Raw genomic sequence first — 20,507 nt, forward strand, 5'->3', positions numbered from 1 at the left:
TGCGGCGACGGCCGTCGTGCCGCGCCGGGCCCTCGTTTCCCCAGGTGAACGCCCTGGGAGTAGTAACCCAAAGTGAACGGATAAGTACCGCGCACGTTGGGCTATCATGCTCGCTGTCTGGTGCATATGCAATAGCAGATGCACGTGCAGCACGGCCGGATCTGATGTCGCACAGCCCCACGAACCCCGCACCATCCTCTTGTGACAGTGGGTCCGCACCCCGACAGAAAGACATCCATGCAGCAGCCTGAGAACGGCGTTCCCACCACCCAGCTGCCCCCCCTGAGGTGGGAGAAGAGCCGGCGAAGCAACCCGAGCGGCAACTGCGTCGAGTTGGCCGAACTGCCCGGCGGGGCCGGTATCGCCATGCGCAACTCGCGACACCCCGAGGGGCCGGCGCTGATCTACACGGTGGACGAGATAGCGGCATTCGTCCTCGGCGCACGCGACGGCGACTTCGACCATCTGATCGGCTGACGGCCGGTAGTCCCGCCCACGGGACCGTATCCGTCCGGAGGATGTTCTCCTCACCGACGGTCCATGGCATGCTTACTCGTCGGTCGGGCGGGGGCCCAGGGACCGTGACGGGGTGTGGGCACACGCGGAGGGGCGGGCACGTGACGATGGTTGCCGCCGAGGGGGGACCGGCCACCGGCCCTACGGTGTTGCGGATGCTGCTCGGCGCACAGTTGCGCCGGCTGCGGGAGGCCAGAGGTGTCACGCGGGAGGGTGCCGGTTGGGAGATCCGCTCCTCGGAGTCGAAGATCAGCCGGATGGAGCTGGGCCGGGTCGGCTTCAAGGAACGGGACGTCGCCGACCTGCTCACCCCCTACGGGGTCACCGCCGCCGCCGATCGCGACGCGCTGCTCAAGCTGGCCCGGGACGCCAACAGCCCCGGCTGGTGGCACCGCTACGGTGACGTGCTGCCCGGCTGGTTCCAGTCCTACCTGGGCCTGGAGGCCGCCGCCGCGTTGATCCGCAGCTACGAGGTGCAATTCGTCCCCGGCCTGCTGCAGACCCCGGAGTACGCCCGCGCGGTGGTCCTGCTCGGACACCGGGGCGCGGCGGTCGAGGAGGTCGACCGTCGGGTGGAACTGCGCGTCCAGCGTCAGCAGGTGCTGCACCGCGCCGATCCGCCGCAGCTCTGGGCGGTGATCGACGAGGCCGCCCTGCGTCGGCCGATCGGCGGCCCCCAGGTGATGCGGGGGCAGTTGACCGCGCTGATCGAGGCGACCCGGTCGCCGCACATCCGGTTGCAGGTCATCCCGTTCGACGCCGGTGGCCACGCCGCGGCCGGTGGTGCCTTCACCATCCTGCGGTTCGGCGACGACGACCTGCCCGACATCGTCTACATCGAGCAGTTGACCAGCGCGCTCTACCTCGACAAGCGGGAGGACCTGGACTACTACGCGGCGGCGATGGAACGCCTCTGCGTCGAGGCCACCCCGCCGGAGCGTACGCCGGAGGTCCTCACCCGACTGCGTGACGAGCTATACCCGCAGTGACCGTCCCACCGGCCCGCCGGCCACATCCGGGCGGGCTCTACGATGATCGGACCGCAGACAGTGGACGGACGCCATCGACGACGAGATGGCGCGGAGTCATGGAGGACCCGGTGACCACCGATGCCCCGACGGGCGCCGCCCAGCACCCCAGCGACCGGATCGACACCTCGGTCGCGCACCCGGCCCGCCGCTACAACTACTGGCTGGGTGGCAAGGACAACTTCCAGGCCGACCGGGATTCCGGCGACGCCATGGCGGCGGCCTTCCCGACCGTCCGTACCGCGGCCCTGGAGAACCGTCGGTTCCTGCAACGCGCGGTGGCCCACCTGGCCCGCGAGGCGGGTATCCGGCAGTTCCTGGACATCGGCACCGGCATCCCGACGGCGAACAACACCCACGAGGTGGCCCAGGCCGTCGCCCCGCAGTCCCGGGTGGTCTACGTCGACAACGACCCGATCGTGCTGGCCCACGCCCGGGCGTTGCTGACCAGCGCGACCGAGGGCGCCACCGCCTATATCGACGCCGACCTGCGTGAACCCGAGAAGATCCTGCACCACCCCGAGCTGCGGCGCACCCTCGACCTGGGCCAGCCGGTCGCCCTGATGCTGGTGGCCATCCTGCACTTCGTGGGGGAGGCCGAGGACCCGTACGGCGTGGTCCGCCGGCTGCTCGCGGAACTGCCGCCGGGCAGCTACCTGGCCGCGTCGCATGCCACCTACGACCAGCTTCCCCCGGACGTGGCCGAGGCGGCCCGGGTGGCGACCAGGGATGGCAACCCGCCCGGCGGGATCAACCTGCGCAGCCGGGACGACTTCGCCCGGTTCTTCGACGGCCTGGAAGTGGTCGAGCCCGGCGTCGTCTCGGTCGCCCGGTGGCGGGCCGAGACCGAACCACAGCCCCGCCCCACGGTGGACGAGGTGAGCATGTACGGCGCGGTGGCCCGCAAGCCCTGACCGGCTCCCACCCTACGGAGTGGATGCGGTGTGGCTCCCGGCGCGTTGGCGGGTCACCAGGGATCCGCGGGCCGGCGTGTGACCTGGAGCCACCGCCGATCGGCGGATCTTCTCAGGTCACTGGGCCAGGCGGCGGGCAACCGGTGGTGCCCGCCATCGAGCGGCACGGCAAAGTCGGTACCCACCTGGCTATCGGGGGTTTCGTCGTTCAGCACGTGTCGCACTTCCCCGCGTGATCCCCGACGGCATCGGCCAGCGTGGCCAGCGCGGTCAACCGCTCGACAGGCAGCGCCTCGCCGCACTCCGCTCGGTCGACCCAGACAGGCCACCGCCACGCGTCGATCCGGAATCTAGTGCCAATGATGCCAGCAGGGCAAGTAGTGCCAGGTGTGTCAGTGGTGCCGATTCGGGTAGGCGGCACGATGACGCCCGTGCCTATCCCGCACTCTGCGCAAGAGATCGCAGACGACCTGACCCGCCGCATTGGTGCGGGGGAGTTCCCGCGTGGGGCGCGACTGCCGACCTACGACGCGCTGGCCGTCGAGTACGGGTCGGCTCGCCGGACGGTCGCACGCGCCGTGGATGCGCTCAAGGCGCGCGGCATCGTAGTGGGCGTGCCGGGGTCGGGAACGTACGTCGCGGAGGCGTAGGGCTAACGACGACCAGGTTGGGCCGGTAGCGCGCACTGCCGCGCGGGGCAGGTTCAGCGCGTCCAGTCTGGCCGTGGTGACCAGGTGCAGCAGCGCGAAGTCGACCGGGCTACCCGCGGGGCGACGCTGCCCAACGGGGTCCCAGTCACCGGTTGGTCGGCGTCGCCCCCCCTCGGTCCCGCAGGGTGTCCGGGCCGGCCAGGTCCAGCACGGCGAACCGGCGGAGCACCGGCTACGCCCGAACCGTCAGGCTGTCGGGAGCGGTCGATCCGCGTGGTCGATTCGTCGACCGGCTCGTAACTTTGTCGGATGATCCCACGCTCCCTGGCGCTCAGCCCCCGTATGGCCGTGTCCGCCGCCGAGCCCTCGTCCGAAGGCCCGGTGGGTTTCGTCACCGGCCTGGTGGAGCGGCTCGGCGGCCCCGGCGCGGGGCTGGCGGTGGCGCTGGAGAACCTGTTCCCGCCGATCCCCAGCGAGGTGATCCTGCCGCTGGCCGGCTTCGCCGCCGCCCAGGGGCGGATCAGTCTGGTCGGTGCGATCCTCTGGACCACCCTCGGGTCCGTGGTGGGGGCCTGGGTGCTCTACGGCATCGGCGCGGCGCTGGGTCGCGACCGGATGCGGGCCATCGCGGCCCGACTGCCGCTGGTCAAGCTGAGCGATGTGGACCGCACCGAGGCATGGTTTCTCAAGCACGGGGTGAAGGCGGTGTTCTTCGGGCGGATGATCCCGATCTTCCGCAGCCTCATCTCCATCCCGGCGGGGGTGGAGCGGATGCCGATCCTGACGTTCCTGCTCTACACCACGCTGGGCAGCCTGATCTGGAACACCACCTTCGTGCTGGCCGGGTTCCTGCTCGGCGACAACTGGCACGTCGTCGAGGAGTACGTCGGGTCGTTCCAGAAGGTCGTCATCGTGGTCTGTGTGGCCGCCGCCGGCTGGTTCGTGGTCAACCGGGTCCGTCGGGCCCGTGCCGCCCGCGCCGACACCCCGGCCGCCGACGTCCCGCCCGGCGACGCCGCCGGGTGGTCGGAGCCCGGCGACGGTACGACCTACCGCGGGACCATCTACCGGGGTGGCGTCTGGGGACGCGACACCGACTGACCCGGGGCCGGCCCTCGGCGGTGTTCGTAACCGTACGTCGACCGGGTGATCCGTTGCGGTGGCCCGTACGTACTGCTGTGCGGGGACCGACAGGGGAGGCACGATGCCGGAGCCGGATCAGGAGCACCGTCCGACGACGGGGGAGCAGCGACCGGTCTTCGAGCCGGTGATCGAGGTGACCGGCGAACCGGTCGATCCGACCGGAGACCCGGAGGACGACCCGGCGTACCGGTCGCCGTGGCCCCGGGGTGTGCGCCTGCTGGCCGCCGCGGCGGTGCTGGTGGTGGCGCTCGGCGCGCTCGCGGTGGTGGTGACCTTGGCCAACCCGGACCGGCTGGGGGTGGTCTTCTCCGGTGGGCAGAACGCGACGCCACCGGTGGCGGTGACCGCCCGACCGGGTGGCGCGGGCGCTGCCGAGGCCGCCGCCGAGCGGATCGCGACCGCACCGGTCGGCGGGTTGCGCCGGGCCACCTTCGAGCTGATGGACGGGGTGACCTCGTTCCGGCTGCGCACCGATGACCTCGGTGCCGACCTGTATCGGATCAGCAGCCCGGCCGACGCCGGCCTGACCCCCCGGCCCGAGGTGTCCGGCGACCGGGTGCAGCTGCGGGTGACCCGCCGGGACAAGGCCGGCCGGGGTGTCGTCGACGTGGTGCTCAACTCGCGGCTGACCTGGCGGTTGCGGCTGATCGGCGGGGTCAGCGACCACGTTCTCGACCTCACCGGCGCGCGGCTGTCCGGATTGGAGCTGATCGGTGGCGCGGCCCGGGTCGACCTGCGGCTGCCCCCGACGACCGGCACCCGCACGGTGCGGATGACCGGGGGCGTCAACCAGTTCGTGATCCGGGCACCCGACGGCCCCCCGGTCCGGGTCCGGGCCAGCGCCGGTGCCGGCAGCGTCGTCTGGTACGGCGATCGGCGTGACGGGCTGGCCCGGGGGGCGACCGTCGGCTCGCCGGACTGGGACCGGTCACCCGACCGGCTCTACCTCGACCTCGTCGCCGGGGCCAACACGGTCACCGTCGTGGAGGACTGAACCGCCCGGGGCACGCACCGCGGCGGGCGGGCCGGCATAGAGTCGGGCGGTGGACCGTACCGAATCGTTGCCGGCGCAGACCCGACCACCCGGCGTCGCCGACGAGGACCCGGGCAGTGTGCTGCTGCCCGGCCACGACGTGCCACTGGGCCGCTACACCACGGTGCGCCGGCTGCTGCCGCAGCGGGCGCGTCGGATGGTCGGGGCGTGGTGTTTCGTGGACCACTTCGGCCCGGACGACGTCGCGCAGCGGCCCGGCATGGAGGTGCCGCCCCACCCGCACACCGGCCTGCAGACGGTGACCTGGCTGCTCGACGGCGAGATCGTGCACCGGGACAGCCTCGGCAACGTCCAGCCGATCCGACCCGGCCAGCTCAACGTGATGACCTCCGGGCACGGCATCGCCCACTCCGAGCGGTCACCGGCCACCCATCCGCCGGTGATGCACGGGGTGCAGCTGTGGGTGGCGCTGCCGGACCCGGTCCGGGCCGGTGCGGCCGGCTTCGCCCACCACGCCGACCTGCCCCGCTGGCGCACCGGCGACTGGGACCACACCCTGCTCGTCGGTGAGCTGGGCGGCGAGCGGTCCCCGGCGGTGGTGCACACGCCGCTGCTCGGTGCGCAGCTCCAGGCCCACGGGCCGGCCCCGGCGACGCTGCACCTGCGACCCCGCTTCGAGTACGCCCTGCTGGCGATGGACGGCCGGGCCCGGGTCGACGGCCAGTCGCTGGAGCCCGGCGTGCTGCTCTACCTCGGCGCGGGGCGGGACCGGCTGGAGTTGACCGCCGAGCCGGGCAGTCGACTGATGCTGCTCGGTGGCGAGCCGTTCGACGAGCCCCTGGTCATGTGGTGGAACTTCGTCGGCCGCTCGCACGAGGAGGTGGTCACCGCCCGGGAGGACTGGATGGCCGGTCGTGACCGGTTCGGGCCGGTCGCCGACGACGCGGCCCCGCCGCTGCCCGCCCCGGAACTGCCGAGTGTCCGGTTGAAGGCCCGGGACCGGCGGGGCGACCTGCACGGCTGACCCGCCCACCAGCCGTGTGCTCGCCCACAGTACTTCCATAATCAGCCGTACGGGTGATGGCGTGTCATATGATGATCGTGGCAGCGATGCCCGCCCGGTTCGGGTGGCCACCCGGCGGTTCGCCGGTGAACAGGCACGCGTGCGCCCCAGGTCGCGGTTCGTGACCCGGGGCGCCCGCCTTTCCGGACCCGGTGACCCGGCACCGGCCCTGACACTTCGGCGGGCCGGCGGCGTCCGCCTTCCGGTTCAGATGCCCCGCAGGTGCTGCGCGACGCGCTGGCGTCGCTTGTCCCGCGCCTGTTGCGCCCGCGGGGCCGGGCCGACCTCCGGGGCCGGATCGACAGCGGCGGAGCGGGCCACCTCGGCGTCGTTGGCGTAGTCGACCGGCGGCAGCGCCCGCAACGCCCGCAACACGTCCGGTGGTGCGCCCTCCCGTTCGGCCTGGCGTACCACGGCGTCCTTCGCCGCCGGGTAGTCCAGCCGGGACAGATACCGCAGGACTTCGGTCCGACTGGCCATCGGTGAGCCTCCTCGCCGCCGTACTCCGGTCACGATCGGCGGCGGGTACCCGCCCGGCGGCCGGTCATTCGCCGTCGAAGCGGAAAATCACGCCGTTGCCGACGGTCCGACGCCGGGGCGGGATTCGGCGTCGTTACCGGACCCCGGGCCCGGCCGCGGGATGCGGCGTCGTTTCCGGGCCGCCGTGGTGGGTAACCGACCGGCCTCATGTCGAAGGGAGCCCCGCATGAACTACGACACCTTCGTCGACCAGGTGGCCCGACGGGTCCGCACCGATCCGGAGCGGGCCGTGGTGCTGGTCCACGCCACCCTGGCGACCCTCGCCGAGCGGTTGACCGGTGGGGAGGTGCTCGACCTCGCCACCCAGTTGCCGGCGCCGCTGCGGCTGGCGCTGCGGCCCAGCCCGAGCACCGAGGCGGCCGAGCGGTTCGGCGCGGCCGAGTTCGTCGCGCGGGTGGCGCAGCGGGCCGACCTGGACGAACCGGCCGCCCGGGACGTCGTGCGGGCGGTCTTCGTCACGGTCCGCGAGGCGGTCAGCGGCGGCGAGTTCGACGATGTGGTGACCCGGTTTCCCCGTGACTACCGGGATCTGGTGGAGCTGGCGCTCACCCCCGGGGTGTCCGCGCTGCGCCGGGCCTGACCGCCGGGCACCGGATCGGACCACCCACCGGGGACACCCAGCCGTTGACCAGGGCAACAACGCCGCCGCAGTGGTGCGCCCTGACTTGGCGAGTCGTTCGACCTGGCCTAACCTGGACCGCACGAGGGGAGTACTTCCCACGAACCATTCCGGTCAGTACGGCGTGCCCCGGGCACGCCTCGGGTGGTTGCCCACGGCGAACGTGGGTGAAGGAGACCTCGAACATGGCACGGTGTTCGAGGAGGTCCCATGACCGGTCTGTCATATCTTTCTGCCGGTGAGTTGTCGTCGGTCGGCACGCCCACCCTCTGGGCGGTCACCATCGTCGGCGTGGTCGCCCTGCTGGTGCTCGACTTCCTGGTCACCCGTCGCCCGCACGAGGTGTCGATGCGGGAGGCGCTGGGCTGGTCGGCCTTCTACATCGCGTTGCCGCTGGCCTTCGGCGGCTGGATCTGGTCCCGGTACGGCTCCCAGCAGGGGGTCGAGTACCTGACCGGCTACCTGGTCGAGAAGTCGCTCTCCGTCGACAACCTCTTCGTGTTCATGCTGCTGCTGGCCGCCTTCGCGGTGCCCGCCGTGCTCGCCCAGCGGGTGCTGCTCTACGGCATCGCCGGTGCGCTGGTGCTGCGCGCGATCTTCATCGCCCTCGGCGCGGCGGCGCTGCAGACCCTCGACTTCGCGTTCCTGCTCTTCGCCGTCATCCTGATCGCCACCGCGATCAAGTTGCTGCGCGACGCCCTCTCCGGGCACGAGCAGGAGGTCGACATCAACAAGATGCGGTCGGTGCGGCTGCTGCGCCGGTTCATGCCGGTGGTCGACGAGTACCACGGCACCCGGATGACGATCCGGCAGCACGGTCGGCGGGCGCTCACCCCGTTCGCCCTCGTGGTGGTCGCGGTGCTCGCCACCGACATCGTCTTCGCGGTCGACTCGGTGCCCGCCGTCTACGGCATCACCGAGGACCCGTACCTGGTCTTCGCCACCAACGCGTTCGCGCTGCTCGGGCTGCGGGCGCTCTACTTCGTGCTGCATGCCGCGCTGAGCCGGCTGGTGCACCTCAGCTACGGCCTGGCGATCATCCTGGCCTTCATCGGCGTCAAGCTCGGCCTGCACTGGGCGCACGGGATCTGGTCGGGTGTGCCGGAGATCCCGACGCTGGCCTCGCTCGGCGTCATCATCGGTGTGCTGGTCGTGGTCACCCTCACCAGCCTGCGGGCCACCCGAGACCGGGAGCCCGGCGAGGCCGAGGTGGTCACCGAGAAGCACTGACGGTACGCGGCCGGCGGCGGCCCGTCACAAGGCCGCCGCCGAAGGCGTGCCGGTGGGCGAGAACCCTCCCGCCCAGGCCCACCGGGTGGTACGACTGACGGGTGGGAATCGTGTCACCGGGCTTCCAGGGCCGCCGTCGTACGACCGACCCGGCCCTGCCGCCGGGGCAGTACCTGACCGAGGACTTCCCGGTGCTGTCCGCCGGGCCGACCCCCCGGGTCCCCCTGGACCGCTGGGAGTTCGTCCTCGCCACCGAGACCGGCGACGAGTTGCGCTGGTCCTGGGCGGAGCTGATGGCCCTGCCGCAGGAGACCCCCACGGTGGACATCCACTGCGTCACCCGGTGGTCCAAGTTCGGCACCAGCTGGCAGGGCGTCTCGCTGGACGTGCTGCTCGACGGGGTGGACACCGCCGCCGACTACGCCCAGGCCCACTCGTACGGCGGCTACACCACCAACCTGCCCCTGGACGACCTGCGCGACGGTCAGGCCTGGGTGGTGCACGGCTACGACGGCGAGCCGCTGCCCGCCGAGCACGGTGGACCGGTCCGGCTGCTGGTGCCGCACCTCTACTTCTGGAAGTCGGCCAAGTGGGTGCGCGGCCTGCGGTTGACCGTCGAGGACGAGCCCGGTTTCTGGGAGACCGCCGGCTACCACGACTACGGCGACCCGTGGCGCGAGCAGCGCTACCAGGGCGACTGAGGTGACCGCAGCCGCCACGGGTGGCCGGGTGGCCGCGCCGCTGGGCTGGCGGGTGGCCCGGCTGGTGCAGCGCCGGGTCGAGACGCCCACCGCGCAGACCCTGCTCCTGTCGGTGCCCGACTGGCCCGGGCACCTGCCGGGGCAGCACGTCGACGTCCGGCTCACCGCCCCCGACGGCTACCAGGCGGCCCGGTCGTACTCGTTGGCCGGACCGGCCGACGGCGACCGGATCGAGTTGACCGTGCAGCGGGTGCCCGACGGCGAGGTGTCGCCGTACCTGACCGACGCCTGGGCCGAGGGGGACCCGGTGGAGGTGCGTGGTCCGGTCGGCGGCTGGTTCGTCTGGCGGCCCGCGCAGACCGCGCCGGTGCTGCTGGTCGCGGGCGGCTCCGGGGTGGTGCCGCTGATGGCGATGGTGCGGGCCCGGCGGGCCGCCGGCAGCCGGACGCCGTTCCGGCTGATCTACTCGGTACGCACCCCGGCGGACGTCATCTACGCCGACGAGCTGCGCGTCCGCGCCCGCGACGACCTCGGCCTGGACGTGACCTACCTCTACACCCGCGAGGCCCCCGACGGGTGGCGGGGCGAACCGCACCGGATCGGGCTGGCCGACGTGAACACCCACGGCTGGCCGGCGGAGCTGGAGCCGCTCTGCTACGTCTGCGGCCCGACCGGTTTCGTGGAGACCGTCGCGGACCTGTTGGTGGGGCTGGGCCACCAGACCCGGCGGGTACGGACCGAACGGTTCGGGCCCACCGGCTGACCGGCGAGGAGAACCGATGACCGAGATGTCCTACCTGGACGGCAACATGCTCGACGGGCCGCTGCGCGAGCTGCTGGCGGTGGATCTGAGCGCGGCGACCGGGCGGTGCGCGTCGTGCGGCATGGTCGGCCCGATGGCCGGCCTGCGCGTCTACGCCCACGCCCCCGGGCTGGTGGGCCGCTGCCCCGCCTGCGCCGAGGTGATGCTGCGGCTGGTCCGCGCCCCCGACCGGGCCTGGCTGGACCTGCGCGGCGCGACCTACCTCCAGGTGCCGATGCCGACCGCGCCACCGTTCCCCCGTCCACTCTGACCCGCCGCCCGGGTGACCTCCCGGGGAGCCGGGCTCGCCGCCGGTCGGTGCGGTGCGGTGTGTGCGGGCTCTGCGGTCGGTGCGGTGCGGGCACCGCGGTCAGTGCGGTGCGGCGGCGACCGACGCCCGACGGACCAGCGGGCACGGCATGAGGACGTGCCGGGCCACCCGCCGGCGGGACCCCTTCGGCCGGTCGAGCAGCTCCACCATGGTCTCGACCGCCCAGGCGCCCATCCCGTGGTGCGGCAACGCCACGGTGGTCAGCGCGGGGAACAACCCGTCCGCGATGCCTTCCTGGTTGCCGAAACCGACCACCGACAGGTCGTCCGGGACCCGCAGACCGAGCTCGGCCGCCGCCCGGTAGACGCCCATCGCCATCCGGTCGGTGAAACAGAACAGCGCCGTGGGCCGGTCGGGGGGAGCGAGCAGGGCACGGGCCGCCCGGTGCCCGCCGGCGGAGTCGCCGACATCGGTACGGACCAGTTCGGGCCGGTACGGCACCCCTGCGGCCCACAGCGCCTCCCGGTAGCCGAGCAACCGGCCCCGCGCGGCGGGGAGGTCGGCCGTGCTGGTGACGAACCCGATCCGCCGGTGACCGTGGGTGAGTAGCTCCCGCACCGCCGCCTCGGCGCCGCCGCGTTCGTCCGGCACCACCGAGGGGAGGGTGGCGTCGTCGCTACGGGCGTTGAGCAGCACCACCGGCATCGGGCGCAGCTCGTCGGGGACCCGCACCACCCGGTGGTCCGTGGTCGCGTAGAGCACGCCGTCGACCCGGTGCCGGGCCAGGGCCCGGATCTCCCGCCGTTCGGCCTCGGGATCGCGTCCGGTGGTGAGCAGCAGCACCCAACCGCGTGCCGACGCGGTCTCCTGCGCACCGAGGATGAGCCGCCCGGCCTGACCGCTGGTGGCGATGACGTCACCGAGCAGCCCCAGGGCGTACGACCGTTGCAGCCGCAGCCCCCGGGCCAGCCCGTTCGCCGCGTAGCCGAGCTGTCGGGCCACCGCCTCGACCCGTTCCCGGGTCTGTGCGCTGACCCGGGTGCCGGATTTGTTGTTCAACACGTGGGACACGGTGGTCACCGAGACGCCCGCCGCGGCGGCGACGTCCCGGATGCTCGCCTTCGGTCCCATCGGCTCACCTTCGTGCTGCTCGTGGCTCGGCCGCCGGGGCGACGGTCCGACAACGCTAGCCGAACCGGCGGGGAAGCGGAGATCACGTGCGGCACCCGGTCCACGGGTTGGGCGGGGCGGCGACACTCCGGGCGCGTGTCGGGCCGGCGGGCGGTGCCGTCCGGCGTCGTCCCACGGGTCGATGCCCGCCCGTGCGGTGCACCGGCGGGCATCGACGTCCAGCTCAGATCCGGGAGGTGAAGGCCACCAGCACCTGGTACGGCGCGGGCGTGCCGGTGTTGTCGAAGCAGATCACGTCCACCGGGGCGTCCACCGCGTACGACCACGGCTGGGTCAGGTTGCAGTAGTTGGGTCCGGTGCCCTGCGCGGTGACCTGGGCGTGCGTCTCCTTCTGCCCGAGCTGCTTGAAGGTGACCAGGTAGCGGCCAGCCGGCGCGAGCGGCGCGATGGTGTTGACGCCCACCCCGAGCTGGGAGTTGTCGTTGGTGGGGCCGCCCGCCGCGCTGGCCAGGTGACCGAAGAACTTCGGCGGGGCCAGCGACCCGATCACCGACCGTCCCCGGTGGTAGGAGAGGGTGAAGTCGGTGTTCACCGGCGCTCCGGTCTGGTCGAAGCAGAACACGTAGACCAGCACGTCGGTGCCGGACGCGCCCCACCGCGCGACGGTGCACCGGCGCGGTGCGGCGTTCGGTTGGATCGCGGTGGCCTGCACGTTGCCGGCCAGCACCCCGGCCAGCCCGACCCCGGGCAGCCGCACCGACCACTGCCCGACCCCCAACGGGGCCAGCGCGGCGGGGGCCCCGGTCGACACGTACGACTGCACCAGGCCGCTGACCCCGCCCTGGACGTAGGCGTGTGCGGTGCCGGCCGGCAGCACGCCGGAGCTGGTGGTCCACAGCACGGTGAACCGGCTGTCGTCGCGGGTGCCGCCGGGGGCGAAGCACTGCACGTCGACGATCTCGTCGGTGCCCGACTGGAACCAGCGCACCACGGTGCAGTAGTGCCCGGCCCGGTCCACCGGGGTCACGTGCGGCACCCCGCGCGCACCGGCGCCGATCTGCGGGAAGCGCACCTGGAATCGGCCCGGGGCGAGCTTGATGCCGGTGGCCCAGGCGGCCGGGAAGGCGGTCTTCCAGGTTCCCCACTGCCGGGTGGTGTCCAGGACGGTCCAGCTGGTGACCGTGGGATTGTCGACGTAGGCGAAACCCCAGCGGTCCGCGGTGGCCGCCGCGGCGGGTGCGGTCGGCGCGAGCCCCACGGCCGCCAGCAGGGCGGCCAGTGCGACGGCGACGACACGACGAACTCTCATCTGTTCCTCCGATCGGTGGTGTCGAACAGGAACTCAGCGTGAGCGGAGGGCGCGCCTAAAGCAACGGTGTCGTCTACGCGGTGTAACGACAGTCGGGAGCCCGTCACTGATGTATCAAACGGCCCACGACGCCCTCGCCCATCGCAGGAGTCCTTGCGGGCGGCGGGAAGGGTGACTCCGGGTCGCCGGCCGCCGCGCTCCGGCGCGATCCGACACGTTTGTCGTGCTGGCCGCCGGGAACGGAGCGGACATGACGAAACCTCGTGTGGTGATCGTGGGCGCCGGTTTCGCCGGTTACCACGCGGCGAAGACGTTGCGTCGGCTGGCCGGCGGGCGGGCCGAGATCGTGCTGCTGAACTCGACCGACTACTTCCTCTATCTGCCGCTGCTGCCCGAGGTGGCCGCCGGGGTGGTCGAGCCGACCCGGATCTCGGTCCCGTTGACCGGCACCCTGCCCGGGGTGCGGGTCGTCGTCGGCGAGGCCGACCGGGTCGACCTGGCCAACCGCTGGGTCGGGTTCACCGACCCGGAGGGGAAACGGGGCCAGTTGGCCTACGACCGGCTGGTGCTCTCCGTCGGCAGCGTCAACAAGCTGCTGCCCATCCCCGGCGTGACCGAGTACGCCCACGGCTTCCGGGGCCTGCCCGAGGCGGTCTACCTGCACGACCACGTGGTCCGTCAGATCGAGCTGGCCGAGCAGGCGCAGGACCCGGCCGAGCAGCAGGCCCGCGCCACCTTCGTGGTGGTGGGCGCGGGCTACACCGGCACCGAGGTGGCCGCGCACGGGCAACTCTTCACCGACGCGTTGCGGGCGCAGCGGCCCCGGTTGACGGTCCGCCCCCGGTGGATGCTGCTCGACGTGGCCCCCCGGGTGCTGCCGGAACTGGACGAGCGGATGTCGCGGACCGCCGACCGGGTGCTGCGTCGTCGCGGTGTCGACGTACGGATGGGCACCTCGGTCGCCGAGGCCACCGCCGACGGGGTCCGCCTCACCGACGGCGAGTACGTCCCGACCTGCACCCTGGCCTGGTGCGTCGGGGTGCGCCCCGACCCGTTCGTGGCCGAGTTGGGCCTGCGCACCGAGAAGGGTCGGTTGGTGGTCGACGAGTACCTCACCGTGCCCGGCTTCCCCGAGGTGTACGCCTGCGGTGACGCCGCCGCCGTGCCGGACCTGGCCCGCCCCGGGCAGATCTGCGCGATGACCGCCCAGCACGCGCAGCGACAGGGCAAGCTCGCGGCGCAGAACATCGCCGCCTCCTACGGTCACGGTCGGCGACGGCCGTACAAGCACCACGATCTGGGCTGGGTGGTCGACCTCGGCGGAAAGGACGCGGCGGCGAACCCACTGAAGCTGTCGCTGTCCGGGTTGCCCGCCAAGGCCGTCACCCGTGGCTACCACCTGTTGGCGATGCCCGGCAACCGGGCGCGGGTGAGCGCGGACTGGGTGCTCGACGCCGCGCTGACCAGGCCGGCGACCCAGCTCGGCCTGGTGCCGGCCAACGCCGTGCCGCTGGAGAGTTCCTCCCCCGAGGTGCCGGCGCGCACTCGCTGACCGAAGCTGATCGGTCCGGCCACCGGCTCACCCCGGCGGCCGGACCGGCGGTGCGTCGATCCTGCCCCGGTCACCCTCGCCGACCGTCGGGCGCGCCGAGCGTCGCGCCGACCAGCGGGATCAGGTCCGCGATCGCCACCAGCAGCGCGATGACCGCCGCGAACGGCACCCCCAGCAGCGCCAGCACGACGTACGTCCCGAGGTCGCAGATCACGCTGATCAGCAGGTTCCCGCTCAGGTAGCCGGTGATGACCCGTGAGGTGTCCCGCCTGATCCGCCGCAACCGCGCCCCCGCACCGGCACCGACCGCCCCGAGGGTGGTCCGGATTGTCCGGGGCGCCTCCAGCACCATCAGGTAGGCCAGCACGACGACGGTGACCAGGCCGGCAAGGTTCTGCAGGACGCCGCAGAGCAGATTGACGGCCGGCCCGACGGCGACCGCCAGCACCAGACCGATCACGATCAGCGCCGACGGGCGATGTGGCGATCGTCGGCGGTACCCATCCGGCGCGGCTACCCCGGGTCGGGGCCCGGAAACCCGCCCTGCCGGCCCCGGTGGGCACCGGCTTCACTCGCCGGGGGTGAGGGGCGCTCACCCGTTCGGGGCAGATCATCGAGGCGACCGGAGGTCTTCCGAGGCACGCGGAAGGGAAGGTCGTCATGAAGAGGATCGTCGAGATCGTCCCGGCTCGTCCCGGCTGGTACTCGCGGTGGCAGATCGGCCCCGAGGTGACGCGGTGCTACCCGGTGAGCCTCTGGGCACTGCTGGAGGAGGCCGACGGCTCGGGCCGTGAGGTGGTGGGTGTGGACTGCGCCGGGCAGTGGCCCGGAGCGGAGGAGAACGAGTCGGGCGGGGGATTCGTCCGGTACCTGTTCCAGCTGCCCGATGCCGGTCCTCCGGAGGACGTCGAACCGCCCTCTTCCGCCCAACTGCGGTCGACCGGGCCACGACGGCAATCCGCCGTCACGGCGCAGGAACCCGTCGTCACCGGGTGACCGTCGGTCGTGGCGCGCAGGCACTCCTCCCGGCCCCCCGGCCCCCGGTCCCAGGGCCGGGGGCCACCCCGGCAGCGGGGTGGCTCAGCCTACCTCGCGGACGTCGTCGATGACGTGTGCCGTCGGTTGCTCCACGGCCAGCAGCTCGGTCAGACCGGTGCGGTCGAGCAGTTGTCGGAGCCGGACGCCGACCCCGGTCAACCGGACCGGCCCGGCACCGCCCTGGCTGAGCACCAGGAAGGCGCTCAGCCCCGACGAGTCGCACAGGCCGAGCCCGACGAGGTCGATCGTCAGCTCGGCGCAGCCGTCCGCGCGGGCCCGGGTCGCCGCGTCGAGCAGCTCCGGCGCGGTGTCGAAGTCGAGGTCACCGGTCAGCCGCAGCCGGGCGTGACCGACGGCGAGCCGGGTCACCTCGATGGACCACAGCTGCGGGCGCATGCCCCCATGTTCCCAGTAACCGGTGACCGGGAAACGTCGGGGGTTCGCGGGATCAGCGCCCCGGGGCCGGACGGGCCCGTCGCGGTCGCTCGCCCCGGTGCTCAGGCGGACGCGGCGGGTCGCCTCGGCGCGGTGACGGCGGACTGCTCCGGCACCGGACGCGCCAACAGGCCGGTGACCCCCGTCATGTCCAGGATGGTCGCCAGGAACCGGGGCGTGGCCCGCAGCCGGATCAGCGTCCCGGCCCGCTGGCCCTCGCGCCAGGCGTGGACGATGACCGACAACCCGGTGCTGTCGATGAAGGTCAGACTGGAGAAGTCGAGGACGATCACCGGTGGCCGGCCCGCCAGCAGCCGGTCGACCTCCGTACGCAACGGTCCCGAGGTGGTGTAGGCCAGCTCACCGCCGACCGAGATGACCGGCGACCGGGGATCGGACCGGTCCACCGACATGGTCAACGGGTCAGCTTCGGGATTCCTTGCAGGGGATACCACCGCACGCCTTTCCGCAGGGCCGACGGTCGGGCCGAACTACGCCGGATCGTAACAACCTCCCGGCGGGTCCGCAGGAGCGCGCATTCGGGCTGCCCAGGTGCTGTGCGGTGGCGGTACCCGCGTTCCGGCGTAGGCTGAGTGGCACAGATTGGCACATACGGACTACCTCCGCAGCTCGGCGGATGGCGACAAGGGGAGTGAGGCTCAGCTGGTGACTGCTGCCGACGTCAGGGGTTTCGACCCGGGCGACGGGCGGATCTCCACGCCGAGTGCCGAACGGGCTCCGGCCCGATCCGCAGGGGCCCCCGCCGGACTGCCGCCGTTGGCCCCGGACCACAGCAGTCCGGAACCTGTCCGGTCCGAGCCTGTCCGGTCCGAACCTGCCCGGTCTGAGCCCGCCCGGTCCGGGCCTGCCTGGTCCGAGGTCGTCGAGCACTTCCGCGAGGGCCTGATCATCTGCGACGCCGACGGCGTGGTGGGACACGTCAGCCCGGTCGCTGAGCGGTTGCTGCCCGAGGTGACGCCCGGTCGCCGCCTGGCGGCCGCCGGGATCCCCGTGCTGACCGAGGTCGCCATCGACCCCGACGGGTTCGGTCATCACGGCCGGCGGTTGCGGATCCGACGGGTGCCGCTGTCCGGGTCCCGCAGCTGTCTCTATGTCGAGGACGTCACCGACAGCATCTCCCGGGCGGACGCGCTGCTCGCCGAGCGGGCCCGCTCCGCCTTCCTCGCCGTCGTGGGCGAGAAGCTGGGCAACCCGTTGCACCCGGACCGGGCCGCCGCCGCCGTCGTCCGGCTGACCGTACCCACCCTGGCCGAGGTGGCGGTGCTGGTGCTGGCACCCCGGTCCGGGCGGGCCCGGTGGTGGCGGGCGACCCGGGCCGACCACGAGTCCCCCACGGTGGACAGCGGCGTGCTGCCCGCCGCCGCGCTGCCCCCGGCGATCACCGAGGGTCTGTCCGGTGTCGAACCGCACGCCGTGGACTGGCTCGTCGAGCAGGCGGTCGAGGCCGGGTGGCTGCCGGGGCTGACCGCCCGGGAGGTGACCGCCCGGGTGGTCCTGCTGCCCGGCCGGGACGCCCCGGCGGGCGTGCTGCTGGTGGCCCGCCGCACCCGCTGGTACGACGACGCCGACCTGGAACTCGTCCGGGCCTTCGCCGCCCGGGCCGGTGCCGCGCTCACCACCGCGATCCTCTACCGCAACCAGGCCGAGGTGGCCGACACCCTCCAGGCCAGTCTGGTGCCGGTGGAGCCGGCCGAGACGACCGGCGTGCAGTGGGGGACGGCGTACCGGCCGGCGCAGGCGAGCCTGCGCATCGGTGGCGACTTCTACGGCGCGCACCGGCTGGCCGACGGCGGCGCGGTGTTCTTCCTCGGCGACGTGTCCGGTAAGGGGGTGGAGGCCGCGGTCTTCACCGGGCAGCTGCGCCAGTGTCTCCAGGCGCTCCATCGTGTCGAGTCGCATCCCGGCCGGTTGGTGAAGCTGCTCAACGACGCCCTGCTGGAGACCACCCAGGCGCACGGTCAGGGTCGCTTCGCCACCCTGGTGCTCGGGACGGTACGCCCGCACCGCGACGGCGGCCTGTCGCTGACCATGGCCGGTGGTGGGCACCTGCCGCCGCTGGTGCTGCGCAACTCGGGCGAGGTCGAGGCGGTGCCACTGCGCGGCATGCTGATCGGCGTGGTCCCCGACCCCCGCGTCGGTGAGGTCACCGTACGGCTGGCCGTGGGGGAGACCTGCCTGCTCTACAGCGACGGGGTGACCGAGGCCCGGGGCGGGCGGCGCGGTGACGAGCAGTTCGGCCAGGACCGGTTGGTCCACGCGGTGACCGCCTGTCACCGGATGCCCGCCCCGGCGCTCGCCGAGCGGATCGAGCAGGTCACCTGCGACTGGCTGGCGCACGGCGACCACGACGACATCGCGGTGCTGGCGTTGCGGGCGACCGGTCCGGGTGGCCGCCCCCGGCGTCACCTGCACTCCGTCCCGGCCATCCCGGGCACGGCCGAGGAGAGGACCCCCCGCCCGTGACCGCCGCGACCGCCCCGGTCGACCCGTCGCACGCCTTCGCCGACTTCCTCGCCTGTCTGGAGGAGGCGGACGAGTACGGCGCGATCGAGGTTGCCACCGGGTTGCTCGACGCCGGTGTTCCGGCGGAACGGGTGCTGCTCGATCTGGTCGTCCCGGCCCAGATCGAGGTGGGCGAGCGGTGGGCCCGCAACGAGTGGAGTGTGGCGCAGGAACACGCCGCGACCCACATCAGCGAGCGGGTGGTGGCGGCGATCGCCGGATATGCGGACCCGCGTCCCACCCGGGGGCGGATCGTGGTGGCCTGCATGGACGGTGAGTGGCACGCCCTGCCGCCCCGGCTGGTGGCCGAGGTGCTGCGACTGCGCGGCTGGCAGGTGACCTTCCTGGGCGCCAGTGTGCCCGCCGCGCACCTGGTGTCGTACCTGCACCGGCACGACGCGTACGCGGTCGCGTTGGCCTGTGCCCTGCCGATGCGACTGCCGTACGCGCATCGGATGATCGAGGCGTGCCGGCGCTCGGACGTGCCGGTGGTGGTCGGTGGCCGTGGTTTCGGTGTCGACGGCCGGTGGGCCCGGCGGCTCGGGGTCGCCTGGGCGGCGGACGCCCCGGGCGCGGCCGACCTGGTCGCCGACGAGCGGGCGTTGCGCCGGGTCCCGCCGGCGGACCTGTCCCACCTCGCCGATCACGAGTACGCCGGTCTGGTGAAACGACGTAGCGAGCTGATCGACTCGGCGGTGGCGGAGCTGCGGGCCCGGGTGCCGTCGGTCGAGGACTACACCTCGGCCCAGTGGGACGCCACGGTGGGCGATCTCGGCTACATCGTGGACTCGCTGGCCGCCGCCGTCTACGTCGACGACCCGGTGCTGTTCACCGACTTCGTGGCCTGGTTGGTGACGATCCTGGCGAGCCGGGGGGTCCCGGACACGGCGGTCGCGTCGACCCTGGGCCACTACGGGCACGCCCTGCGTGACTTCCCCCGGGCGGGCCGGTTCGTGGCGTTGGGCGCGGCGGCGACCGTCGCGACCGGGGGCGTCCGGCACTGACGCGGCGTTGCGGGGCTCCCGGGGAGCGCTGCGTATACTTGCTGCACTGCAAGGGTGTACCTGCGGTGGGAGCGAGAGGGACGACGTTGACCTTCACCGTCACGCACGACGAGCGGGATGGTGGCGGTGTGTGCCTGCGGCTCGCGGGTGAGCTGGATCTCGGTGCGGCCGGGGCGCTCAACGCCGAGATCGACCGGCTCGTGGCCGACGGCGAGCGACATCTGCTGCTCGACCTCGGCGGCCTGACCTTCTGTGACTCCACCGGCATCGCGGCCTTCGTGCGCGGTGACAACATGGCGGCTGCCCACGGCGGCTGGTTGCGGCTGTCCGGAGCGACCGGCCGGGTGGATCGGGTTCTCCAGATCACCGGCCTTGCCGACGTGCTGCGTTACCAGCCGGAGACCGCCGACCCGCGGTCGTCGTCCGCCCGGTGATGGGCTAAATTTCCCCGCCAGCGGATAACCGAGCGGTTTCCCACCCCGCGGGTGACCGCGTTCGACTACCCCGCCGGCGGGGTACCGAGACCGTCGTCCCCCGATCGCCGAGACAGACAGGTTGGACCCATGGACCGAGGCGTTACGAACCCCGTCCGCATCCTGGTGGTCGACGACGACCCGGGTGACGTGCTGATGATCGAGGAAGCCCTGGCGGACTCCGAGATCGCCAAGGTCATCGACGTGGTCGGTGACGGTCAGGAGGCGATGGAGTTCCTGCGTCGGGAGGGCCGGCACGTCGATGCCCGTCGCCCCGACGTGATCCTGCTCGACCTGAACATGCCCCGGATGGACGGGCGTCAGGTGCTCGGCGAGGTCAAGCGGGACGACGACCTGCGGACGATCCCGATCGTCGTGCTGACCACCTCGAACGCGGACACCGACATCGTGGGCAGCTACAGCCTGCAGGCCAACGCCTACGTCACCAAGCCGATCGACCTGGACGACTTCAACGACGTGGTGCGCCGGATCGACGAGTTCTTCGGTCGGGTCGTGGTGCTGCCGAAACGTTCCTGATCGGGTGGTTCGCCCCGGCGCGTCCCCCGCGCCG

The 20,507-nt window shown here is 72.7% G+C and carries 24 protein-coding genes; 18 read left to right on the forward strand and 6 right to left on the reverse strand.

What is annotated here, in order from left to right; genetic code table 11:
* Window positions 1-237 precede the first annotated feature (237 nt).
* The 7 genes from ACQP1S_RS13575 (at window position 238) to ACQP1S_RS13605 (ending at window position 6,269) form a co-directional block, all read left to right on the forward strand.
* Complete coding sequence (locus ACQP1S_RS13575; protein WP_091239172.1) at window positions 238-477, forward strand: DUF397 domain-containing protein; 240 nt, start codon at window positions 238-240, stop codon at window positions 475-477.
* A gap of 194 nt (window positions 478-671) precedes the next feature.
* The gene (locus ACQP1S_RS13580; RefSeq protein WP_432906790.1) at window positions 672-1,505 is read left to right on the forward strand and encodes a helix-turn-helix domain-containing protein; all 834 of its coding nucleotides are present in this window, start codon (window positions 672-674) and stop codon (window positions 1,503-1,505) included.
* A gap of 98 nt (window positions 1,506-1,603) precedes the next feature.
* Window positions 1,604-2,458 (forward strand): SAM-dependent methyltransferase, encoded by an 855-nt coding sequence (locus ACQP1S_RS13585; RefSeq protein ID WP_432906791.1) that lies wholly within the window; start codon window positions 1,604-1,606, stop codon window positions 2,456-2,458.
* A 422-nt stretch (window positions 2,459-2,880) separates the two neighbouring features.
* The gene (locus ACQP1S_RS13590; RefSeq protein ID WP_091240754.1) at window positions 2,881-3,108 is read left to right on the forward strand and encodes a winged helix-turn-helix domain-containing protein; all 228 of its coding nucleotides are present in this window, start codon (window positions 2,881-2,883) and stop codon (window positions 3,106-3,108) included.
* 309 nt (window positions 3,109-3,417) lie between these two features.
* Window positions 3,418-4,209, forward strand: coding sequence for a DedA family protein (locus tag ACQP1S_RS13595; protein ID WP_432906792.1), 792 nt, complete (start codon window positions 3,418-3,420; stop codon window positions 4,207-4,209).
* A 103-nt stretch (window positions 4,210-4,312) separates the two neighbouring features.
* A complete protein-coding gene (locus ACQP1S_RS13600) occupies window positions 4,313-5,245 on the forward strand; it encodes a hypothetical protein (RefSeq protein WP_432906794.1) in 933 nt (310 codons plus the stop codon).
* 49 nt (window positions 5,246-5,294) lie between these two features.
* Window positions 5,295-6,269 carry a pirin family protein gene (locus ACQP1S_RS13605; RefSeq protein WP_432906796.1) on the forward strand — a complete coding sequence of 325 codons (975 nt, stop codon included), beginning with the start codon at window positions 5,295-5,297 and terminating at the stop codon, window positions 6,267-6,269.
* Window positions 6,270-6,515: 246 nt separating this feature from the next.
* Here ACQP1S_RS13605 and ACQP1S_RS13610 read toward each other — a convergent pair whose 3' ends face one another.
* The gene (locus ACQP1S_RS13610; protein WP_432906798.1) at window positions 6,516-6,788 is read right to left on the reverse strand and encodes a DUF2795 domain-containing protein; all 273 of its coding nucleotides are present in this window, start codon (window positions 6,786-6,788) and stop codon (window positions 6,516-6,518) included.
* 226 nt (window positions 6,789-7,014) lie between these two features.
* Between ACQP1S_RS13610 and ACQP1S_RS13615 the strand changes: the two genes are divergently transcribed.
* From ACQP1S_RS13615 to ACQP1S_RS13635, 5 genes are all read left to right on the forward strand, one after another.
* Window positions 7,015-7,428 (forward strand): DUF2267 domain-containing protein, encoded by a 414-nt coding sequence (locus ACQP1S_RS13615; RefSeq protein WP_432906800.1) that lies wholly within the window; start codon window positions 7,015-7,017, stop codon window positions 7,426-7,428.
* Between the two features lie 249 nt (window positions 7,429-7,677).
* Window positions 7,678-8,697: a TerC/Alx family metal homeostasis membrane protein gene (locus ACQP1S_RS13620; protein ID WP_432906802.1), complete on the forward strand. Its 1,020-nt coding sequence runs from the start codon at window positions 7,678-7,680 to the stop codon at window positions 8,695-8,697.
* A gap of 110 nt (window positions 8,698-8,807) precedes the next feature.
* A complete protein-coding gene (locus ACQP1S_RS13625) occupies window positions 8,808-9,398 on the forward strand; it encodes a sulfite oxidase-like oxidoreductase (protein ID WP_432907997.1) in 591 nt (196 codons plus the stop codon).
* 1 nt (window position 9,399) lies between these two features.
* Window positions 9,400-10,161, forward strand: a complete 762-nt coding sequence (locus ACQP1S_RS13630) for a ferredoxin reductase (protein ID WP_432906804.1) — start codon at window positions 9,400-9,402, stop codon at window positions 10,159-10,161.
* 16 nt (window positions 10,162-10,177) lie between these two features.
* Complete coding sequence (locus ACQP1S_RS13635; RefSeq protein ID WP_432906806.1) at window positions 10,178-10,471, forward strand: DUF6510 family protein; 294 nt, start codon at window positions 10,178-10,180, stop codon at window positions 10,469-10,471.
* 99 nt (window positions 10,472-10,570) lie between these two features.
* On the opposite strand, the gene ACQP1S_RS13640 is transcribed toward ACQP1S_RS13635, so the two are convergent.
* Window positions 10,571-11,602 carry a LacI family DNA-binding transcriptional regulator gene (locus tag ACQP1S_RS13640; RefSeq protein ID WP_432906808.1) on the reverse strand — a complete coding sequence of 344 codons (1,032 nt, stop codon included), beginning with the start codon at window positions 11,600-11,602 and terminating at the stop codon, window positions 10,571-10,573.
* A 223-nt stretch (window positions 11,603-11,825) separates the two neighbouring features.
* Window positions 11,826-12,911: a hypothetical protein gene (locus ACQP1S_RS13645; protein ID WP_432906810.1), complete on the reverse strand. Its 1,086-nt coding sequence runs from the start codon at window positions 12,909-12,911 to the stop codon at window positions 11,826-11,828.
* Between the two features lie 250 nt (window positions 12,912-13,161).
* On the opposite strand from ACQP1S_RS13645, the gene ACQP1S_RS13650 reads away from it, so the two are divergent.
* Window positions 13,162-14,463 (forward strand): NAD(P)/FAD-dependent oxidoreductase, encoded by a 1,302-nt coding sequence (locus ACQP1S_RS13650; protein ID WP_432906812.1) that lies wholly within the window; start codon window positions 13,162-13,164, stop codon window positions 14,461-14,463.
* 70 nt (window positions 14,464-14,533) lie between these two features.
* Here ACQP1S_RS13650 and ACQP1S_RS13655 read toward each other — a convergent pair whose 3' ends face one another.
* Window positions 14,534-14,923 carry an AI-2E family transporter gene (locus tag ACQP1S_RS13655; protein ID WP_432906814.1) on the reverse strand — a complete coding sequence of 130 codons (390 nt, stop codon included), beginning with the start codon at window positions 14,921-14,923 and terminating at the stop codon, window positions 14,534-14,536.
* Between the two features lie 200 nt (window positions 14,924-15,123).
* Here ACQP1S_RS13655 and ACQP1S_RS13660 point away from each other — a divergent pair, with 200 nt between their 5' ends.
* Window positions 15,124-15,459: a hypothetical protein gene (locus tag ACQP1S_RS13660; protein ID WP_432906816.1), complete on the forward strand. Its 336-nt coding sequence runs from the start codon at window positions 15,124-15,126 to the stop codon at window positions 15,457-15,459.
* A gap of 84 nt (window positions 15,460-15,543) precedes the next feature.
* Here ACQP1S_RS13660 and ACQP1S_RS13665 read toward each other — a convergent pair whose 3' ends face one another.
* Both ACQP1S_RS13665 and ACQP1S_RS13670 read right to left on the reverse strand, forming a co-directional pair.
* A complete protein-coding gene (locus ACQP1S_RS13665; RefSeq protein WP_091239223.1) occupies window positions 15,544-15,897 on the reverse strand; it encodes an STAS domain-containing protein in 354 nt (117 codons plus the stop codon).
* Window positions 15,898-15,998: 101 nt separating this feature from the next.
* On the reverse strand, window positions 15,999-16,349 hold the full coding sequence (locus ACQP1S_RS13670; protein WP_432908000.1) for an STAS domain-containing protein: 351 nt from the start codon (window positions 16,347-16,349) through the stop codon (window positions 15,999-16,001).
* 253 nt (window positions 16,350-16,602) lie between these two features.
* On the opposite strand from ACQP1S_RS13670, the gene ACQP1S_RS13675 reads away from it, so the two are divergent.
* From ACQP1S_RS13675 to ACQP1S_RS13690, 4 genes are all read left to right on the forward strand, one after another.
* Window positions 16,603-18,420, forward strand: a complete 1,818-nt coding sequence (locus tag ACQP1S_RS13675) for a SpoIIE family protein phosphatase (RefSeq protein WP_432906818.1) — start codon at window positions 16,603-16,605, stop codon at window positions 18,418-18,420.
* Window positions 18,417-19,463 carry a cobalamin B12-binding domain-containing protein gene (locus ACQP1S_RS13680; RefSeq protein ID WP_091239227.1) on the forward strand — a complete coding sequence of 349 codons (1,047 nt, stop codon included), beginning with the start codon at window positions 18,417-18,419 and terminating at the stop codon, window positions 19,461-19,463. The genes ACQP1S_RS13675 and ACQP1S_RS13680 overlap by 4 nt, the downstream gene beginning before the upstream one ends.
* 65 nt (window positions 19,464-19,528) lie before the next feature.
* Window positions 19,529-19,897, forward strand: coding sequence for an STAS domain-containing protein (locus ACQP1S_RS13685; RefSeq protein WP_432906819.1), 369 nt, complete (start codon window positions 19,529-19,531; stop codon window positions 19,895-19,897).
* 129 nt (window positions 19,898-20,026) lie between these two features.
* Window positions 20,027-20,473: a response regulator gene (locus ACQP1S_RS13690; protein WP_091239235.1), complete on the forward strand. Its 447-nt coding sequence runs from the start codon at window positions 20,027-20,029 to the stop codon at window positions 20,471-20,473.
* Window positions 20,474-20,507 lie beyond the last annotated feature (34 nt).

The organism is Micromonospora matsumotoense (assembly GCF_050951065.1).
Taxonomy (GTDB): domain Bacteria; phylum Actinomycetota; class Actinomycetes; order Mycobacteriales; family Micromonosporaceae; genus Micromonospora; species Micromonospora matsumotoensis.

Bases quoted from the DNA above. Each gene is read 5' to 3' on its own strand.
- ACQP1S_RS13575 (WP_091239172.1), top strand. From the start codon at position 238: ATGCAGCAGCCTGAGAACGGCGTTCCCACCACCCAGCTGCCCCCCCTG.
- ACQP1S_RS13580 (WP_432906790.1), top strand. From the start codon at position 672: ATGCTGCTCGGCGCACAGTTGCGCCGGCTGCGGGAGGCCAGAGGTGTC.
- ACQP1S_RS13585 (WP_432906791.1), top strand. From the start codon at position 1,604: ATGGAGGACCCGGTGACCACCGATGCCCCGACGGGCGCCGCCCAGCAC.
- ACQP1S_RS13590 (WP_091240754.1), top strand. From the start codon at position 2,881: ATGACGCCCGTGCCTATCCCGCACTCTGCGCAAGAGATCGCAGACGAC.
- ACQP1S_RS13595 (WP_432906792.1), top strand. From the start codon at position 3,418: ATGATCCCACGCTCCCTGGCGCTCAGCCCCCGTATGGCCGTGTCCGCC.
- ACQP1S_RS13600 (WP_432906794.1), top strand. From the start codon at position 4,313: ATGCCGGAGCCGGATCAGGAGCACCGTCCGACGACGGGGGAGCAGCGA.
- ACQP1S_RS13610 (WP_432906798.1), bottom strand. From the start codon at position 6,788: ATGGCCAGTCGGACCGAAGTCCTGCGGTATCTGTCCCGGCTGGACTAC.
- ACQP1S_RS13615 (WP_432906800.1), top strand. From the start codon at position 7,015: ATGAACTACGACACCTTCGTCGACCAGGTGGCCCGACGGGTCCGCACC.
- ACQP1S_RS13620 (WP_432906802.1), top strand. From the start codon at position 7,678: ATGACCGGTCTGTCATATCTTTCTGCCGGTGAGTTGTCGTCGGTCGGC.
- ACQP1S_RS13635 (WP_432906806.1), top strand. From the start codon at position 10,178: ATGACCGAGATGTCCTACCTGGACGGCAACATGCTCGACGGGCCGCTG.
- ACQP1S_RS13640 (WP_432906808.1), bottom strand. From the start codon at position 11,602: ATGGGACCGAAGGCGAGCATCCGGGACGTCGCCGCCGCGGCGGGCGTC.
- ACQP1S_RS13645 (WP_432906810.1), bottom strand. From the start codon at position 12,911: ATGAGAGTTCGTCGTGTCGTCGCCGTCGCACTGGCCGCCCTGCTGGCG.
- ACQP1S_RS13650 (WP_432906812.1), top strand. From the start codon at position 13,162: ATGACGAAACCTCGTGTGGTGATCGTGGGCGCCGGTTTCGCCGGTTAC.
- ACQP1S_RS13660 (WP_432906816.1), top strand. From the start codon at position 15,124: ATGAAGAGGATCGTCGAGATCGTCCCGGCTCGTCCCGGCTGGTACTCG.
- ACQP1S_RS13665 (WP_091239223.1), bottom strand. From the start codon at position 15,897: ATGCGCCCGCAGCTGTGGTCCATCGAGGTGACCCGGCTCGCCGTCGGT.
- ACQP1S_RS13670 (WP_432908000.1), bottom strand. From the start codon at position 16,349: ATGTCGGTGGACCGGTCCGATCCCCGGTCGCCGGTCATCTCGGTCGGC.
- ACQP1S_RS13690 (WP_091239235.1), top strand. From the start codon at position 20,027: ATGGACCGAGGCGTTACGAACCCCGTCCGCATCCTGGTGGTCGACGAC.